At 63.7% G+C, this 17,142-nt stretch carries 14 protein-coding genes; 10 read left to right on the forward strand and 4 right to left on the reverse strand.

The window, feature by feature from the left end; genetic code table 11:
* Positions 1-98 precede the first annotated feature (98 nt).
* Complete coding sequence (locus HU763_RS15875; RefSeq protein WP_186686826.1) at positions 99-1,541, reverse strand: SulP family inorganic anion transporter; 1,443 nt, start codon at positions 1,539-1,541, stop codon at positions 99-101.
* Positions 1,542-1,623: 82 nt separating this feature from the next.
* On the reverse strand, positions 1,624-3,333 hold the full coding sequence (locus HU763_RS15880; protein WP_186686824.1) for a S8 family peptidase: 1,710 nt from the start codon (positions 3,331-3,333) through the stop codon (positions 1,624-1,626).
* A gap of 145 nt (positions 3,334-3,478) precedes the next feature.
* On the opposite strand from HU763_RS15880, the gene HU763_RS15885 reads away from it, so the two are divergent.
* Both HU763_RS15885 and aceA read left to right on the forward strand, forming a co-directional pair.
* A complete protein-coding gene (locus tag HU763_RS15885) occupies positions 3,479-4,213 on the forward strand; it encodes a secretin N-terminal domain-containing protein (RefSeq protein WP_225931890.1) in 735 nt (244 codons plus the stop codon).
* A gap of 490 nt (positions 4,214-4,703) precedes the next feature.
* Positions 4,704-6,029 carry an isocitrate lyase gene (gene aceA, locus HU763_RS15890; RefSeq protein ID WP_170030726.1) on the forward strand — a complete coding sequence of 442 codons (1,326 nt, stop codon included), beginning with the start codon at positions 4,704-4,706 and terminating at the stop codon, positions 6,027-6,029.
* Positions 6,030-6,254: 225 nt separating this feature from the next.
* Here aceA and HU763_RS15895 read toward each other — a convergent pair whose 3' ends face one another.
* Both HU763_RS15895 and HU763_RS15900 read right to left on the reverse strand, forming a co-directional pair.
* Entirely contained in the window at positions 6,255-6,518 is a 264-nt protein-coding gene (locus HU763_RS15895) for a DUF3077 domain-containing protein (protein WP_186686819.1), read from the reverse strand.
* A 155-nt stretch (positions 6,519-6,673) separates the two neighbouring features.
* Positions 6,674-6,916, reverse strand: coding sequence for a hypothetical protein (locus HU763_RS15900; RefSeq protein WP_186686816.1), 243 nt, complete (start codon positions 6,914-6,916; stop codon positions 6,674-6,676).
* A gap of 485 nt (positions 6,917-7,401) precedes the next feature.
* Here HU763_RS15900 and HU763_RS15905 point away from each other — a divergent pair, with 485 nt between their 5' ends.
* The 8 genes from HU763_RS15905 to nuoH all read left to right on the forward strand — a co-directional run bounded on the left by HU763_RS15905 (position 7,402) and on the right by nuoH (position 17,136).
* Positions 7,402-8,064 (forward strand): lysoplasmalogenase, encoded by a 663-nt coding sequence (locus HU763_RS15905; RefSeq protein ID WP_186686813.1) that lies wholly within the window; start codon positions 7,402-7,404, stop codon positions 8,062-8,064.
* 383 nt (positions 8,065-8,447) lie between these two features.
* Positions 8,448-8,861 carry an NADH-quinone oxidoreductase subunit A gene (locus tag HU763_RS15910; protein WP_003251427.1) on the forward strand — a complete coding sequence of 138 codons (414 nt, stop codon included), beginning with the start codon at positions 8,448-8,450 and terminating at the stop codon, positions 8,859-8,861.
* Positions 8,862-8,870: 9 nt separating this feature from the next.
* Positions 8,871-9,548, forward strand: a complete 678-nt coding sequence (locus tag HU763_RS15915) for a NuoB/complex I 20 kDa subunit family protein (RefSeq protein WP_003251429.1) — start codon at positions 8,871-8,873, stop codon at positions 9,546-9,548.
* Positions 9,549-9,626: 78 nt separating this feature from the next.
* Entirely contained in the window at positions 9,627-11,408 is a 1,782-nt protein-coding gene (nuoC, locus tag HU763_RS15920) for an NADH-quinone oxidoreductase subunit C/D (RefSeq protein WP_186686810.1), read from the forward strand.
* A 2-nt stretch (positions 11,409-11,410) separates the two neighbouring features.
* Positions 11,411-11,908 (forward strand): NADH-quinone oxidoreductase subunit NuoE, encoded by a 498-nt coding sequence (gene nuoE, locus HU763_RS15925; RefSeq protein WP_003251433.1) that lies wholly within the window; start codon positions 11,411-11,413, stop codon positions 11,906-11,908.
* Positions 11,905-13,284, forward strand: a complete 1,380-nt coding sequence (gene nuoF / locus HU763_RS15930; protein WP_170030736.1) for an NADH-quinone oxidoreductase subunit NuoF — start codon at positions 11,905-11,907, stop codon at positions 13,282-13,284. The genes nuoE and nuoF overlap by 4 nt, the downstream gene beginning before the upstream one ends.
* A 133-nt stretch (positions 13,285-13,417) precedes the next feature.
* Positions 13,418-16,132, forward strand: a complete 2,715-nt coding sequence (nuoG, locus tag HU763_RS15935) for an NADH-quinone oxidoreductase subunit NuoG (RefSeq protein WP_186686808.1) — start codon at positions 13,418-13,420, stop codon at positions 16,130-16,132.
* The gene (gene nuoH / locus HU763_RS15940) at positions 16,129-17,136 is read left to right on the forward strand and encodes an NADH-quinone oxidoreductase subunit NuoH (protein ID WP_186674746.1); all 1,008 of its coding nucleotides are present in this window, start codon (positions 16,129-16,131) and stop codon (positions 17,134-17,136) included. Before nuoG ends, nuoH begins: the two co-directional genes overlap by 4 nt.
* The last annotated feature ends 6 nt before the right edge of the window (positions 17,137-17,142 follow it).

A 17,142-nucleotide genomic window follows, 5' to 3' on the forward strand; every position in this document is an offset into this window, starting at 1 on the left:
GGACAAAAATCCAACCTCAGGGGCGCAGTCCAAGGGTTATGCAATCCCTGTGGGAGCGGGCGCGCCCGCGAAGAGGCCAGCCCAGGCAACAGCCCTTCTCACTGCTGCTCCCCCGCCCGCTTCAACAGCTTCTTGCAGCGCTCCGACAAATGCACCACACGCAGATGCTTGCCCGCCTTGGCATAGCGCTCGCGCAAGGTCTGCAAAGCCGCAATTGCCGAATAGTCGACAAAGCTCAGATGCTGGCAGTCCAGCGTGACTCGGGCCGGGTCGTTGGCGCTGTCGAACTGTTCGAGGAACGCGGTGGTCGAGGCAAAGAACAGCGTGCCATGCAGCCGGTAATGCTTGCCCCCCTCGCCGTCTTCGTGGCTGTCGGCATACAGCTCCCGCGCATGCTGCCAGGCAAAGTTCAACGCTGCGATGATGATGCCGAACAGCACCGCCACCGCCAGGTCGGTGAACACCGTGACCACGGTAACCGCAATAATCGCCAGCACATCGTTCAGCGGCACCTTGTGCAGCACCCGCAGGGACGCCCAGGCAAAGGTCTGCTGCGCCACCACGAACATCACCCCGACCAGCGCTGCCAGCGGAATGCGTTCGATCAGCGGGGCCAGGAACAGCACGAACAGCAGCACCATACCCCCGGCCACCACCCCCGACAGCCGGCCACGGCCATTGGAGCTGAGGTTGATCACCGTCTGGCCGATCATCGCGCAACCGCCCATGCCGCCGCACAGGCCGGAAACCATGTTGGCCGCACCAAGGGCCACGCACTCACGGTCCGGAAAGCCTCGGCTTTCGGTGATTTCATCGGTCAGGTTGAGAGTAAGCAGGGTTTCCAGCAGACCGACCATGGCCATCAGCACCGCATAGGGCGCCACGATCTTCAAGGTTTCCAGGTTCCACGGCACGTCCGGCAGGGCCAGCTGCGGCAGGCCACCGGCAATCTGCGCCATGTCGCCCAGGGTGCGGGTAGGCAGGCCGAGCAGGTACACCAGCAAGCCGACGCCAAGGATCGCCACCAGCGCCGGCGGCACCGTGCGGGTCACCTTCGGCAACACGTAGACCACCAGCATGGTCAGGGCCACCAGCCCGACCATCAGGTACAGCGGCGTGCCACTGAGCCACTGCCCGCCTTGCTTGAAGTGCTCCAGCTGGGCCAGGGCGATGACGATCGCCAGGCCATTGACGAAGCCGAGCATCACCGGATACGGCACAAGGCGCACCAGCTTGCCCAGGCGCAGCAGGCCAAACAGGATCATCACCGCACCGCCCAGCTGTACCGTCGCCAGCAGGTACTGCACACCGTGTTGCACCACCAGGGCGACGATCACCACCGCCATCGAGCCGGCCGCCCCAGAAATCATCCCTGGCCGGCCGCCGAACAGCGCCGTCAGGGTGCAGATGATGAACGCCCCGTACAGGCCCATCAGCGGGTTGAGATGAGCCACCAGGGCGAACGCGATGCATTCGGGCACCAAGGCGAACGAAGTGGTCAGGCCGGCGAGCAGGTCGGCGCGGAGTCGGGCGGGTTTCATGGGGATCCTGTGGTGCAGTCCGGGGCGGACGGGAAAAACGAGGGGCGCGATGTTACGGAATTTGTCTGCCAGCAGCCACCGTTCAGCGCACCCGGTCCCGGCTTTGTATGGCCAGGTCCAGTGCCCGCTGCATGTCCAGGCGCGCCGAGCGCCCCAGGTCGGGGTGGTCCAGCCGCCCGCCGCGCTCCGACGGCAGTATCGGCGCGGTCAGGTCTTCGGCATCCATGGCCTCGAAGTCCTGTTCGCTGCCCAGGGTCAGGGCGCTGCGCCGCAACAGCATGCGCACCTGCTGCGGGGTCAGGGCCGGGTTGATCGCCAGCATGGTCGCCACGGTGGCCGTGACCAACGGGGTGGCGTATGACGTGCCGCAGTGCGGCCGATCGGCGGCGAGCGGGCGAATGCACGCGGCAGCACTGATATCCACGCGCATGTCGATGTTCGAGCTGTGGCGCTTGCGGACATGCCGAGGGTCTTCGACCGGCACCGCCTGGTCACTGCGCTGATGCCCGCCCACTACCAGCAGCTGCTCGGTGACGAACGAGGAAGGCAGCCGATATTCATCGGTGCCCGACCAGGACGCACCATTGCCGGCCGAATTCACCACCAGCACATCGGGATGCCTGGCCCGCAGCCAGAGGAAGAATTCTTCGAGCAACTCTTCATAGCCACTCATCGCCAGCCCGGAGCGCACCAGTGACTCGACCTCATCCCCCTGCACGTTCTTCGCCCCGACCCGGTGGATGCCCCAGCTCCAGTTCAACACCCGCACGCCGTCTTCGACCAGGTTCACCGAGGCAGCGACATTGGCGGTGATCCCGGCATCCGAGTTGCGCCCGACAATCACCTCGAAACCCGGACTGTGCTGGCCCAGCCCGGGCAGGAAGCCTTGCCCCCGGGCCGCCAGGATGCCGGCCACATGGCTGCCATGGCTGCCCGGGCGATCGCCGTCGGGGCCATACAGGCAGGTCTGACCCTTGTTGCAAGCACCCCGGTAGGCGCTGAATGGCGGCGCGTCAAAGTCCACCTCGCGCTCGATCACGCCCACCCGTACTGGCTGCACCGGCACCCCGGAAGCAGGGATGCGGCGCTGGTAGAAGTACAACGCATCCATGAAACGGTTGGCGGCCCACTCGTCTGCCTGGTCGATGGCCGACTGGCCGCCACCATCACCCTCCTCGCCGCGTTCGGGGGCGGATTCTTCGACAATCACCGCATCCACGCTGACCTCAGTGCCGAGGCGCAGGACCAGCGCATCGCGCTGCACCAGGTCGCGCACCGGCAAGCGCAACTGGTAGACATTGAGCGGCGGGATGGCACCGACCACCTGGGCACCGTACTTGTCGGCAATGCGCCGGGCTTCGGCGGCGCCATCGTGCTTCTCCTCGATCAACAGGCTGACCAGGTCGAGGTAGGTGGTCAGGCCATCCATGTTCTTCGCCACTTCGCCAGGCCCTGCGGCGACCACGTGGCTGCGCTGTCGAGTCAGCCAGACGGCGTTGCTGGTCCGCTCACCGTCTTGCAGCCACAGCGGCGCGCTGCGTTGCTCGTCCTTGGCCAGGGTCAGCCTGAGCATGTCGCCTTGCCGCTCGACGCCGGCCTGGGCGAGCGGCGATCCACCCAGCCGAACCGTCGGCACAACGGCACCCAGGCCCTCGGCGCGCAAGCACCAGTGCTGTGCGCCTTCGCCCAACAGATCACCGCAACGCTGCAGTTGCTTGATGCGCAGCGTGTCCGGCTGCGCCGACACGGCACTGCTGAAAATGGCCATCAGAACGATGACATGGCGCTTCATGCGATCAGCCCCCCGCCTTTCCTGTCATTGCGACTGCCCGACCAGCGCCAAGGTTCAGCGGCATGAACAGCAACTTGTGACCTGGGCCCGGCACAAGCGCTACAAATTTGCCATCATGTTGATTCCACCCGCGGAGATCATCCACATGCCGCTACGCCCCCTTTTCGCCTCGCTGCTGCTGGCCACCAGCCTTACCGTTCACGCCGCCACCGAGGTCGTGCCGCTGCAGCACCGCAGCAGCGCCGAACTGCTGCCGGCAGCGCAGGCGTTCCTCGGCAAGGACGGCAGCGTCACTGCCTTCGAGAACAAGCTGATCGTCAACGCCAGCGCCGAGCGCATCGACGACCTGCGCGCCCTGCTGCAACAACTGGACACTGTCCCCAAGCGCCTGCTGATCAGCGTCGACAACAATGACAGCAACTTCCAGGACAACCGCGGCAACGCGCGCGTCATCCACTACGGCACCAGCAACCGCGACGGTGGCATGCAACAGGTGCAGGCCAGCGAAGGCCAGCCGGCGTTGATCCAGGTTGGCCAGAGCATCCCGGTTACCAGCACCAGCACCGACAGCTACGGGCGCTTCCAGAGCAACACCGAATACCGCAACGTGACCCAGGGTTTCTACGTTACGCCAAGCCTGAGCGGCGATACGGTTCGTCTGCAAATAAGCACCAATAATGACCGTATCAGCCAGGAACGTGCCGATGTAGTGAAAGTGGAGAGCACCGACACGACGGTCACCGGCAAGCTGGGTGAATGGATCACCCTGGCCGGGTTCAACCAACAGAGCCAAGCCGAGCGCAGTGCCTCCAGCCACAGTTACAGCACCCAGCGCGGTGAAAACATGACTTTGCGGGTAAAAGTCGACCTCGTCGACTGATCCCAGGCAATTCAAGGCCTCGACCAAAGGCCTTGAAACTGACTGCCGAGTCGTATTAGACCAAAGATGTAGTAAGCACAAAAAAGCACTACAAAACATTTGACAGGGTCTTTTTGCCAAGGGCATGATGGCCTCGCTCCCGCTAATCAGGGGCCCTGGCAAGGGCCTTCGAGGCGCGCTCCTCCCACCCCTGGAGGCGTCTCGTGTCTATACGGCCCACAAGGCGGTTCGACGGGATTGCGACTGCAACGAAGAAGTTGTCCCGAGGGACGGAAGCGCATCACCGCAGTACTGGCAATCGCGTAGCACCGCAGCAAGGCAACCACGAGCCGACCTGCCGGAGTTCCTTGCGCCTGGCCTGCATCCCCTTCCCCTTCGAGCCTTCGCGTTCGCCGCCGCACTTCCTCGAACAGGACAGCCGCCAGCTTCCCTGATCGGCCCCGAGCATCAGCACAATTACCCCAAGATCGATGCGACGAGGTTTATTTCCATGGCACTGACACGCGAACAGCAAATTGCAGCCCTCGAGAAAGACTGGGCCGAGAACCCGCGCTGGAAAGGCGTGACCCGTACCTACACCGCCGCTGATGTCGTTCGCCTGCGTGGCTCCCTGCAGCCGGAGCACACCCTGGCCCGCCTGGGTGCAGAAAAACTGTGGAAGCTGGTCACCGAAGGTGCCCACCCGTCCTTCCGCCCAGAAAAAGATTTCGTCAACTGCATGGGCGCCCTGACCGGCGGCCAGGCAGTGCAGCAGGTCAAGGCTGGCATCCAGGCCATCTACCTGTCGGGCTGGCAAGTTGCCGCCGACAACAACTCGGCCGAGTCGATGTACCCTGACCAGTCGCTGTACCCGGTCGACTCGGTGCCGACCGTGGTCAAGCGCATCAACAACGCCTTCCGTCGTGCCGACCAGATCCAGTGGAAAGCCGGCAAGAACCCGGGCGACGACGGCTACATCGATTACTTCGCGCCGATCGTGGCGGACGCCGAAGCCGGTTTCGGCGGCGTGCTGAACGCCTACGAGCTGATGAAGAACATGATCGAGGCAGGCGCTGCCGGCGTGCACTTCGAAGACCAGCTGGCTTCGGTGAAGAAATGCGGCCACATGGGTGGCAAGGTACTGGTACCGACCCAGGAAGCTGTGCAAAAGCTGGTGGCCGCGCGCCTGGCCGCTGACGTGTCGGGTGTACCGACCATCATCCTGGCCCGCACCGACGCCAACGCCGCCGACCTGCTGACCAGCGACTGCGACCCGTACGACCAGCCATTCGTGGTTGGCGAGCGCACCCGCGAAGGCTTCTACAAGGTACGCGCCGGCCTCGACCAGGCCATCGCCCGCGGCCTGGCCTACGCCCCGTACGCCGACCTGATCTGGTGTGAAACTGCCAAGCCGGACCTGGACGAAGCCCGCCGCTTCGCCGAAGCGATCAAGAAGGAATACCCGGACCAGATCCTGTCGTACAACTGCTCGCCTTCGTTCAACTGGAAGAAGAACCTGGACGACGCGACCATCGCCAAGTTCCAGCGCGAGCTGTCGGCGATGGGCTACAAGCACCAGTTCATCACCCTGGCCGGCATCCACAACATGTGGCACGGCATGTTCAACCTGGCGCACGACTACGCCCGCAACGACATGACCGCCTACGTGAAGCTGCAGGAGCAGGAATTCGCCGATGCCAGCAAAGGCTACACCTTCGTGGCGCACCAGCAGGAAGTGGGCACTGGCTACTTCGATGACATGACCACCGTTATCCAGGGTGGTGCTTCGTCGGTGACCGCACTGACCGGTTCGACCGAGGAAGAGCAGTTCCACTGATAGTGGGTTGCGATTGAAGGAAGGCCCGGGGCTTGTGAAAGCCCCGGGCCTTTCTTTTTCCCATCAGGAGTACACGGAACCTGTAGGAGCGGCCTTGTGTCGCGATAGGGCTGCGCAGCAGCCCCAGCAATTTGTGCATCCGCGCCAAAATCCCGGGGCTGCTGCGCAGCCCTATCGCGACACAAGGCCGCTCCTACAGGGGTGATCGTGCAGTCCTGCGGTACCTCAGTGCTTCATGCCCAGCTCGGCATCATCCATCAGCGCCTTGGCCATCGCACTCAGGTAGTAGGCAGCCCAGATCATCATCGGCTTCTCTTCCATCAGGCAAGTGATGGTCAGTTCGCGCACATAGCCCATCAGTTCCGAAGATTGCTCGCGGGCGTCGCGACAGGGAATGCCTGGCTCGATGCGGAACAGCGGGTGGGTGCCGTTTTCGCCTTGGTAGAAAGTGGTTATGCCGACGGTGAATTGGGTGTCTTCTGTGGTCATTGTTGTGTCCCCTGGAATTTCTCGAATGCCTGGGCGGGCCCTTTCGCGGGCGCGCCCGCTCCCACAGGTACTGTGCAAATCTTGAAGACTGTGGTGACCCTGTGGGAGCGGGCAAGCCCGCGAAAGGGCCGGCCCTGGCAACACATCAATCAGCCTTAGTGCAACGTCTTGGGTTCAGCGGGCATCTGCACCTGGATCAATGCCGACTCAAGCAAAGCCCGCAGGGCCTCAAGCTCATGCATCGAGGTCATCATCAGGATCGAGGCCGGTGATTTGGGTTGCAGCATCAAGGCCTGATGCACCACGGTCGCCGCGCACAGTGCATAGTCGGTGGCCTGGATCAGGGTGTCTTCGAGGGAATGGGTGTTGTGGGGTGGATCGGGAACGACTTTCAACATAACGACTTCCGCTGGCAGTGCCGCTACCCGTCTGCTGTCAAACAGAAGGGTGGCAGCTGTACGTGGGTTGACAGACCGGCGGAAATCGCAAAGTTCCGGCGCACGCAAGCGTGCCCGCACGTACAGCCACCATAACAATGAGCCGCACACGATTTACCGTCACAGCCTGTCAAAGCTGTATCGTTGATGAGCAACGACAGGCCGAGACTAGAGCGCTGCCAGAGCAGCGGCAACGGAAAATGCGCGGCAGGAGTATGTTTGGGAAATGGCCTACATGGAAGGGGACAAATCTGCTTTATGCCGAAATTCGGCAGCGCCTGCGCCGGCCTCTTCGCGGGCGCGCCCGCTCCCACAAGTACTGCGCAATTCCTGAAGGCTGAGGTGATCCTGTGGGAGCGGGCATGCCCGCGAAAGGGCCGGTACAGGCCAAAGCAAAACCCGGGATCAGGTCTATGCTTGTGGCAGCCCAGCCGCAAGGACCGCCCATGCCCCGTCCAAGCCACCTGACCACAATCGCCCTGGCCGCCGCCGCCCTCTATATATGTGCACTGGCCAGCGACAACACCCTGCTCGCCCTGCTCGCCAAACCGATCCCGGTACTGGCCCTGATCGCCTGGCTGCGTAGCGCTCCCGCCACACCTTATCGCCGCTGGATCACCCTCGGCCTGGCCTTCTCGGTACTCGGTGACATCCTGCTGGCCATCCCCGCCGACCTGTTCGTGTTCGGCCTGGTCGCATTCCTTTGTGCCCACCTGGCCTACCTGCGCGCCTATTGCGGCCAAACCTTGCGCCCCGCCCTGCCCGCATTGCTGTTCAGCGCCCTCACCGGCATCACCCTGTTCGGCGTACTCGCCAGCCACGGCCTCGGCCCATTGCTGATCCCGGTCGCAGTGTACGCCCTGGCCATCAGCGCCATGCTCTGGCGCGCCCTGGCCCGTGGAGGCCTGGCCGCCCTCGGCGCCGGCCTGTTCGTCTGCTCCGACAGCCTGATCGGCATCGACCGCTTCGTCAGCCCGTTTGCCGCCGCGCCGTACCTGATCATCCTCACCTACTGGCTCGGCCAGTGGGCAATCGCTTCATCGGCCAGTCATCGGCCAATCGGTAAAGTATTGACCCAGCGCGGTGCGAGCGGTGTCGGAAGTTGCTAGAACAGGCGTTTTTCGCGTTTGCAAGTAGGGGCAACCGCCAGATGAACTTTTCAAGGTACAGGACAGCCGAATTATCAGGGACCAGTTCAAATGATATCAATTATCATTACGAACTTTGTCCTTCGTTACCAGCGGCAAGAAACATAATTAACAAAACCGCATGCAATGCCCTAACTTCAAGGCTTTCAGCCGGTTACGCGCGGGTTTTGTACTTAATCCTACGAATAAATTTGCGACAGAAATTTTACTTGCACCGGGTTTACCCATAAAATCAGCGCGATTGATTCAGCTGCGACATTTGGTCACTGCACGTGCGACACCAGGTCGCCGCTCTACACTTATTTCAGACTGCAGAGCTGGGTCTCTGTATAAGGATTTCTAGCATGTCCGATTCGGCAGGACTCATCGCCCACAACTGGGGCTTTGCCATCTTCCTCCTGGGTGTCGTCGGCCTGTGCGCCTTCATGCTCGGCCTGTCCAGCCTGCTCGGCAGCAAGGCCTGGGGCCGCGCCAAGAACGAACCCTTCGAATCCGGCATGCTGCCCGTCGGCAGCGCCCGCCTGCGCCTGTCCGCCAAATTCTATCTGGTCGCGATGCTGTTCGTGATCTTCGATATCGAAGCCCTCTTTCTCTTTGCATGGTCTGTGTCCGTCCGCGAAAGCGGCTGGACCGGATTCGTCGAAGCACTCGTTTTCATAGCAATTCTGTTGGCAGGTCTTGTCTACCTTTGGCGCGTCGGGGCACTTGATTGGGCTCCCGAAGGTCGCCGCAAGCGGCAAGCGAAGCTGAAACAATGAGGCTTTGGCATGCAATACAATCTCACCAGAATCGATCCGGATGCGCCCAACGAGCAGTACCCGGTCGGTGAACGGGAAACCGTCACCGATCAACTGCTGGAGGACCAGGTCCACAAGAACATCTTCATGGGCAAGCTCGAAGATGTGCTGCGTGGCGCGGTCAACTGGGGTCGCAAGAACTCCCTCTGGCCGTACAACTTCGGCCTGTCCTGCTGCTACGTGGAAATGACCACGGCCTTCACGGCACCCCACGACATCGCCCGCTTCGGCGCCGAAGTCATCCGGGCCTCGCCGCGTCAGGCCGACTTCATGGTCATCGCCGGTACCTGTTTCGTCAAAATGGCGCCGATCATCCAGCGCCTGTACGAGCAGATGCTCGAGCCGAAATGGGTCATTTCCATGGGTTCGTGTGCCAACTCCGGTGGCATGTACGACATCTACTCGGTCGTTCAGGGGGTCGACAAGTTCCTCCCCGTGGACGTCTATGTGCCCGGCTGCCCGCCGCGCCCTGAGGCTTTCCTGCAAGGCTTGATGCTGCTGCAGGAGTCGATCGGCCAAGAACGACGCCCGCTTTCCTGGGTTGTTGGTGATCAAGGCATCTACCGTGCCGAGATGCCAGCCCAGAAGGACCTGCGTCGTGAGCAGCGCATCGCCGTAACCAACCTGCGCAGCCCCGACGAAGTCTGATCCAGCGACCTGCCGCCCGCTCCCCTGGAGCCGGCGGCCTGGCTTCATTCTTAACGTTGACCCAAAGCGACCGAGACCATGACAGCGGACAACGCTATTTTCATTCCGCCCTACAAGGCAGACGACCAGGATGTGGTCGTCGAACTGCACAACCGTTTTGGCGCCGAAGCATTCGTCGCCCAGGAAACCCGCACCGGCATGCCCGTGCTGTGGGTCAAGCGCGAGCAGCTCAAGGAAGTGCTCAGCTTCCTGCGCGGCGTGGCCAAGCCGTACAGCATGCTGTACGACCTGCACGGCGTCGACGAACGCCTGCGTACCCAGCGCCGCGGCCTGCCAGCCGCCGACTTCAGCGTGTTCTACCACCTGCTGTCGATCGAGCGTAACAGCGATGTGATGATCAAGGTGTCGCTCAGCGAAGGCGACCTGAACCTGCCGACCGTGACCGGTATCTGGCCGAACGCCAACTGGTACGAGCGCGAAGTCTGGGACATGTTCGGCATCGACTTTGCCGGCCACCCGCACCTCAGCCGCATCATGATGCCGCCCACCTGGGAAGGCCACCCGCTGCGCAAGGACTACCCGGCCCGCGCCACCGAGTTCGATCCCTACAGCCTGACCCTGGCCAAGCAGCAGCTTGAAGAGGAATCGGCACGCTTCAACCCGGAAGCCTGGGGCATGAAGCGCCAGGGCGCCAACGAGGACTACATGTTCCTCAACCTCGGCCCCAACCACCCTTCGGCGCACGGTGCCTTCCGTATCGTCCTGCAGCTGGACGGCGAAGAGATCATCGACTGCGTACCGGACATCGGCTACCACCACCGTGGTGCCGAGAAAATGGCCGAGCGCCAGTCCTGGCACAGCTTCATCCCCTACACCGACCGTATCGACTACCTCGGCGGGGTGATGAACAACCTGCCGTACGTGCTCGCGGTCGAGAAGCTTGCCGGCATCAAGGTGCCACAGAAGGTCGACACCATCCGCGTGATGCTGGCCGAGTTCTTCCGGATCACCAGCCACCTGCTGTTCCTGGGTACCTATATCCAGGACGTCGGCGCCATGACCCCGGTGTTCTTCACCTTCACCGACCGCCAGCGCGCCTACACCGTGATCGAGGCGATCACCGGTTTCCGCCTGCACCCGGCCTGGTACCGCATCGGTGGCGTCGCCCACGACCTGCCGCGCGGCTGGGACAAGCTGGTCAAGGACTTCGTCGAATGGCTGCCGAAACGCCTCGACGAGTACGAAAAGGCCGCCCTGCAGAACAGCATCCTCAAGGGCCGTACCATCGGCGTTGCCGCGTACAACACCAAGGAAGCCCTGGCCTGGGGTACTACCGGTGCCGGCCTGCGTGCCACCGGTTGCAACTTCGACCTGCGTAAAGCCCGCCCCTACTCCGGCTACGAGAACTTCGAGTTCGAAGTACCGCTGGCCCACAACGGCGATGCCTACGATCGCTGCATGGTCCGTGTCGAGGAGATGCGCCAGAGTATCCGCATCATCGACCAGTGCCTGCGCAACATGCCGGAAGGCCCGTACAAGGCGGACCACCCGCTGACCACGCCGCCGCCGAAAGAGCGCACCCTGCAGCACATCGAGACCCTGATCACGCACTTCCTGCAAGTCTCGTGGGGCCCGGTCATGCCGGCCAACGAGTCGTTCCAGATGATCGAGGCGACCAAGGGCATCAACAGTTACTACCTGACGAGCGATGGCGGCACCATGAGCTACCGCACCCGGATCCGTACCCCGAGCTACCCGCACCTGCAGCAGATCCCTTCGGTGATCAAAGGCAGCATGGTCGCCGACCTCATTGCGTACCTGGGCAGTATCGACTTCGTTATGGCTGACGTGGACCGCTAAGCATGAACAGCACGCTTATCCAGACAGACCGTTTCGCCCTGAGCGAAACCGAGCGCTCGGCCATCGAGCACGAAATGCATCACTACGAGGACCCGCGCGCGGCGTCCATCGAAGCCCTGAAGATCGTCCAGAAGGAACGTGGCTGGGTACCGGACGGTGCCATCCACGCCATCGGCGAAGTACTGGGCATCCCGGCCAGCGACGTCGAGGGTGTGGCCACCTTCTACAGCCAGATCTTCCGTCAGCCGGTCGGCCGCCACATCATCCGCGTGTGCGACAGCATGGTCTGCTACATCGGCGGCCATGAGTCGGTGGTCAGCCAGATCCAGAGCGAGCTGGGCATCGGCCTCGGCCAGACCACCGCCGACGGTCGCTTCACCCTGCTGCCGGTGTGCTGCCTGGGCAACTGCGACAAGGCCCCGGCGCTGATGATCGATGACGACACCTTCGGTGACGTGCAGCCGGCTGGCGTTTCCAAACTGCTGGAGGGTTACGTATGACCATTACTTCCTTCGGCCCGGCCAACCGCATCGCGCGCACGGCCGAAACCCACCCGCTGACCTGGCGCCTGCGTGACGACGGCGAGCCGGTATGGCTTGCCGAGTACGAATCGAAGAACGGCTACGCTGCTGCCCGCAAGGCGCTGGCGCAGATGTCGGCCGACGACATCGTGCAAAGCGTCAAGGACTCCGGCCTCAAGGGCCGCGGTGGCGCAGGCTTCCCCACTGGCGTGAAGTGGGGCCTGATGCCCAAAGACGAATCCATGAACATCCGCTACCTGCTGTGCAACGCGGACGAAATGGAGCCGAACACCTGGAAGGACCGCATGCTGATGGAGCAACAGCCCCATCTGCTGGTCGAGGGCATGCTGATCAGCGCCCGCGCCCTGAAGGCCTACCGTGGCTACATCTTCCTGCGTGGCGAATACACCACCGCAGCGAAAAACCTCAACCGCGCCATCGAGGAAGCCAAGGCCGCCGGCCTGCTGGGCAAGAACATCCTCGGCAGCGGCTTCGATTTCGAGCTGTTCGTGCACACCGGTGCCGGCCGCTACATCTGCGGTGAAGAAACCGCGCTGATCAACTCGCTGGAAGGCCGCCGCGCCAACCCGCGCTCGAAGCCGCCCTTCCCTGCCGCCGTGGGCGTGTGGGGCAAGCCGACCTGCGTCAACAACGTCGAAACCCTGTGCAACGTGCCGGCCATCGTCGCCAACGGCAACGACTGGTACAAGTCGCTGGCCCGCGAAGGCAGCGAAGACCACGGCACCAAGCTGATGGGCTTCTCCGGCAAGGTGAAGAACCCGGGCCTGTGGGAACTGCCGTTCGGCGTCACCGCCCGCGAGCTGTTCGAAGACTACGCCGGCGGCATGCGCGACGGCTTCAAGCTCAAGTGCTGGCAGCCAGGCGGCGCCGGTACCGGCTTCCTGCTGCCCGAGCACCTCGACGCGCAGATGTACGCCGGTGGCATCGCCAAGGTCGGCACCCGCATGGGTACCGGCCTGGCAATGGCGGTGGACGACAGCATCAACATGGTTTCGCTGCTGCGCAACATGGAAGAGTTCTTCGCCCGCGAGTCGTGCGGCTGGTGCACGCCTTGCCGTGACGGCCTGCCGTGGAGCGTGAAGATGCTGCGCGCACTGGAAAAAGGCCAGGGCCGCGCCGAAGACATCGAGACGCTGCTGGGCCTGGTCAACTTCCTCGGCCCAGGCCGCACCTTCTGTGCTCACGCACCGGGTGCCGTCGAGCCGTTGGGCAGTGCCATCAAATACTTCCGCTCCGAGTTCGAGGCCGGGGTCGCTCCAGCATCCGCTGGCGACACCCTGCGCCCGGACCTGGCCAAGCCAATCCAGGCCGGGCCGATCGTGGTCGGCGCATAACAAGATGATTAGGCGAGTGGTCCGTGCCACTCGCCAGCTTGCCGACAGGCCCGATTCATTCGTGGCGTGTCGCAAGCTCACCGATTTCCATTAGCCACGCCCGCTCACGCGGGCCAACGAAGAACTTTGAACAATGGCCACTATCCACGTAGACGGCAAAGCGCTCGAAGTCAACGGTGCAGACAACCTGTTACAGGCCTGTCTGTCGCTCGGCCTCGACATCCCTTATTTCTGCTGGCACCCGGCGCTCGGTAGCGTTGGCGCCTGCCGGCAATGCGCGGTCAAGCAGTACACCGACGAGAACGACACCCGTGGTCGTATCGTCATGTCCTGCATGACCCCTGCCTCCGACGGCACCTGGATCTCCATCGACGATGAAGAGTCCAAGGCGTTCCGCGCCAGCGTCGTCGAATGGCTGATGACCAACCACCCGCACGACTGCCCGGTGTGCGAGGAAGGCGGTCACTGCCACCTGCAGGACATGACGGTAATGACCGGCCACAACGAGCGCCGCTACCGTTTCACCAAGCGTACCCACCAGAACCAGGACCTCGGCCCGTTCATCGCCCATGAGATGAACCGCTGCATCGCCTGCTACCGCTGCGTGCGCTACTACAAGGACTATGCCGGTGGTACCGACCTGGGCGTATACGGCGCCCACGACAACGTGTACTTCGGCCGCGTCGAAGACGGCGTGCTGGAAAGCGAATTCTCCGGCAACCTGACCGAGGTCTGCCCGACCGGCGTGTTCACCGACAAGACCCACTCCGAGCGCTACAACCGCAAGTGGGACATGCAGTTCGCCCCGAGCATCTGCCACGGTTGCTCCAGCGGCTGCAACATCAGCCCGGGCGAGCGCTACGGCGAACTGCGCCGGGTGGAAAACCGCTTCAACGGTTCGGTCAACCAGTACTTCCTGTGCGACCGTGGCCGCTTCGGCTACGGCTACGTCAACCGCAAGGATCGCCCACGCCAGCCACAACTGGCCGACGGCACCAAGCTGAGCCTGGACGCTGCCCTGGACAAGGCCGCCGACCTGCTGCGCGGGCGTACCATCGTCGGTATCGGCTCGCCGCGCGCCAGCCTGGAAAGCAACTACGGCCTGCGTGAGCTGGTCGGCGCCGAGTACTTCTACTCGGGTATGGAAGCCGGCGAGCTGGCCCGCGTCCGCCTGGCCCTCGACGTGCTGAACAACAGCCCGCTGCCAGTGCCGACCCTGCGCGACATCGAAGACCACGACGCCGTGTTCGTGCTCGGCGAAGACCTGACCCAGACCGCTGCCCGCGTCGCCCTGGCCGTGCGCCAGGCCACCAAGGGCAAGGCCGAGGCCATGGCCGAAGCGATGAAGGTGCAGCCGTGGCTCGACGCGGCGGTGAAGAACATCGGCCAGCACGCGCTGTACCCGCTGTTCATCGCTTCGCTGGCGGAAACCAAGCTGGACGACGTCGCCGAAGAATGCGTGCACGCCGCCCCGGCCGACCTGGCCCGCATCGGTTTCGCCGTGGCCCACGCCATCGACCCGAGCGCGCCTGCCGTGGCTGGCCTGGACGCCGAAGCGCAAGCACTGGCCCAGCGCATCGCCGATGCCCTGGTCGCTGCCCAGCGCCCTCTGGTGGTCGCCGGTACCTCGCTGGCCGACCCGGCGCTGATCGAAGCCGCGGCCAACATCGCCAAGGCCCTGAAGCTGCGTGAGAAGAACGGTTCGCTGAGCCTGGTGGTGCCTGAAGCCAACAGCCTGGGCATGGCCATGCTCGGTGGCGAGTCCGTCGACGCTGCTCTGGATGCCGTCATCAGCGGCAAGGCCGACGCCATCGTGGTGCTGGAAAACGACCTGTACGCCCGCGTACCGGCCGCCAAGGTCGACGCAGCCCTGGCCGCGGCCAAGGTGGTGATCGTTGCCGACCACTCGAAAACCGCGACCGTCGACCGCGCGCACCTGGTGCTGCCGGCCGCCTCGTTCGCCGAAGGCGACGGTACCCTGGTCAGCCAGGAAGGCCGTGCCCAGCGCTTCTTCCAGGTGTTCGACCCGCAGTACCTGGACAGCAGCATCCTGGTTCACGAAGGCTGGCGCTGGATGCACGCCCTGCGTGCCACCCTGCTGAACAAGCCGGTCGACTGGACCCAGCTGGACCACGTCACCAGCGCCTGCGCCGAAGCCGCCCCGCAACTGGCCGGCATCGTCAACGCCGCGCCGTCTGCCGCGTTCCGCATCAAGGGCCTGAAGCTGGCCCGCGAACCGCTGCGCTATTCCGGCCGTACCGCCATGCGCGCCAACATCAGCGTGCACGAGCCGCGTACCCCGCAGGACAAGGACACCGCGTTCGCCTTCTCCATGGAAGGCTACTCGGGCTCCGCCGAACCGCGTCAGCAGGTGCCGTTCGCCTGGTCGCCGGGCTGGAACTCGCCGCAGGCCTGGAACAAGTTCCAGGACGAGGTCGGTGGCCACCTGCGCGCCGGTGACCCGGGCGTGCGCCTGATCGAATCGCAAGGCGACCGCCTGAACTGGTTCACCCGCATTCCGGGGGCCTTCAACCCGGCCCGTGGTAGCTGGACTGCGGTGCCGTTCTTCCACCTGTTCGGCAGCGAAGAAAGCTCCTCGCGCGCCGCCCCGGTGCAAGAGCGCATCCCGGCTGCCTACGTGGCCCTGGCCAAGTCCGAAGCCGACCGCCTGGGTGTCAACGACGGCGCCCTGCTGAGCCTGACGGTCGGCGGTGTGGCCCTGCGCCTGCCGCTGCGCATCAATGAACAGCTGGGCGCTGGCCTGGTCGCATTGCCGAAAGGCCTGGCCGGCATTCCGCCGGCCATCTTCGGTGCATCCGTCGAAGGTCTGCAGGAGGCAGCACAATGAGCTGGTTCACCCCCGAAGTGATCGATGTGATCCTCTCCGTGCTGCGGGCCATCGTGGTCCTGCTGGCGGTGGTGGTCTGCGGTGCGCTGCTCAGCTTCGTCGAGCGGCGCCTGCTGGGCTGGTGGCAGGACCGTTACGGTCCGAACCGCGTCGGCCCGTTCGGCATGTTCCAGATCGCTGCCGACATGCTGAAGATGTTCTTCAAGGAAGACTGGAACCCACCCTTCGTCGACCGCGTGATCTTCACCCTGGCACCGGTGGTGGCCATGAGCGCCCTGCTGATCGCCTTCGTGGTCATCCCGATCACCCCGACCTGGGGCGTCGCCGACCTCAACATCGGCCTGCTGTTCTTCTTCGCCATGGCCGGCCTGTCGGTGTACGCGGTGCTGTTCGCCGGCTGGTCGTCGAACAACAAGTACGCCCTGCTGGGCAGCTTGCGCGCCTCGGCCCAGACCGTGTCGTACGAAGTGTTCCTGGGCCTGGCGCTGATGGGCGTGGTGGTGCAGGTGGGCTCGTTCAACATGCGCGACATCGTCGACTACCAGGCACAGAACCTGTGGTTCATCATTCCGCAGTTCTTCGGCTTCTGCACCTTCTTCATCGCTGGCGTCGCCGTGACCCACCGTCACCCGTTCGACCAGCCGGAAGCGGAACAGGAACTGGCCGACGGCTACCACATCGAGTATGCCGGCATGAAATGGGGCATGTTCTTCGTCGGTGAGTACATCGGCATCATCCTCATCTCGGCGCTGCTGGTGACCCTGTTCTTCGGCGGCTGGCACGGCCCGTTCGGCATCCTGCCGCAGCTGTCGTTCCTGTGGTTCGCGCTGAAGACCGCGTTCTTCATCATGCTGTTCATCCTGCTGCGCGCCTCGATCCCGCGCCCACGCTATGACCAGGTGATGGACTTCAGCTGGAAGTTCTGCCTGCCGCTGACCCTGATCAATTTGCTGGTGACCGCTGCGCTCGTGCTCTACAACGCGCCAGCCGTCGCGGCCCAGTGAGGATTT

The sequence above is a fragment of the Pseudomonas anuradhapurensis genome (genome assembly GCF_014269225.2).
Lineage (GTDB): Bacteria > Pseudomonadota > Gammaproteobacteria > Pseudomonadales > Pseudomonadaceae > Aquipseudomonas > Aquipseudomonas anuradhapurensis.

Excerpts from the sequence above, each read along its gene's own strand:
- aceA (WP_170030726.1), top strand. The coding sequence starts at position 4,704 with ATGGCACTGACACGCGAACAGCAAATTGCAGCCCTCGAGAAAGACTGG.
- nuoG (WP_186686808.1), top strand. The coding sequence starts at position 13,418 with ATGGCCACTATCCACGTAGACGGCAAAGCGCTCGAAGTCAACGGTGCA.
- HU763_RS15910 (WP_003251427.1), top strand. The coding sequence starts at position 8,448 with ATGTCCGATTCGGCAGGACTCATCGCCCACAACTGGGGCTTTGCCATC.
- HU763_RS15900 (WP_186686816.1), bottom strand. The coding sequence starts at position 6,916 with ATGTTGAAAGTCGTTCCCGATCCACCCCACAACACCCATTCCCTCGAA.
- HU763_RS15885 (WP_225931890.1), top strand. The coding sequence starts at position 3,479 with ATGCCGCTACGCCCCCTTTTCGCCTCGCTGCTGCTGGCCACCAGCCTT.
- HU763_RS15905 (WP_186686813.1), top strand. The coding sequence starts at position 7,402 with ATGCCCCGTCCAAGCCACCTGACCACAATCGCCCTGGCCGCCGCCGCC.
- HU763_RS15875 (WP_186686826.1), bottom strand. The coding sequence starts at position 1,541 with ATGAAACCCGCCCGACTCCGCGCCGACCTGCTCGCCGGCCTGACCACT.
- HU763_RS15880 (WP_186686824.1), bottom strand. The coding sequence starts at position 3,333 with ATGAAGCGCCATGTCATCGTTCTGATGGCCATTTTCAGCAGTGCCGTG.
- HU763_RS15915 (WP_003251429.1), top strand. The coding sequence starts at position 8,871 with ATGCAATACAATCTCACCAGAATCGATCCGGATGCGCCCAACGAGCAG.
- HU763_RS15895 (WP_186686819.1), bottom strand. The coding sequence starts at position 6,518 with ATGACCACAGAAGACACCCAATTCACCGTCGGCATAACCACTTTCTAC.
- nuoF (WP_170030736.1), top strand. The coding sequence starts at position 11,905 with ATGACCATTACTTCCTTCGGCCCGGCCAACCGCATCGCGCGCACGGCC.
- nuoH (WP_186674746.1), top strand. The coding sequence starts at position 16,129 with ATGAGCTGGTTCACCCCCGAAGTGATCGATGTGATCCTCTCCGTGCTG.
- nuoE (WP_003251433.1), top strand. The coding sequence starts at position 11,411 with ATGAACAGCACGCTTATCCAGACAGACCGTTTCGCCCTGAGCGAAACC.
- nuoC (WP_186686810.1), top strand. The coding sequence starts at position 9,627 with ATGACAGCGGACAACGCTATTTTCATTCCGCCCTACAAGGCAGACGAC.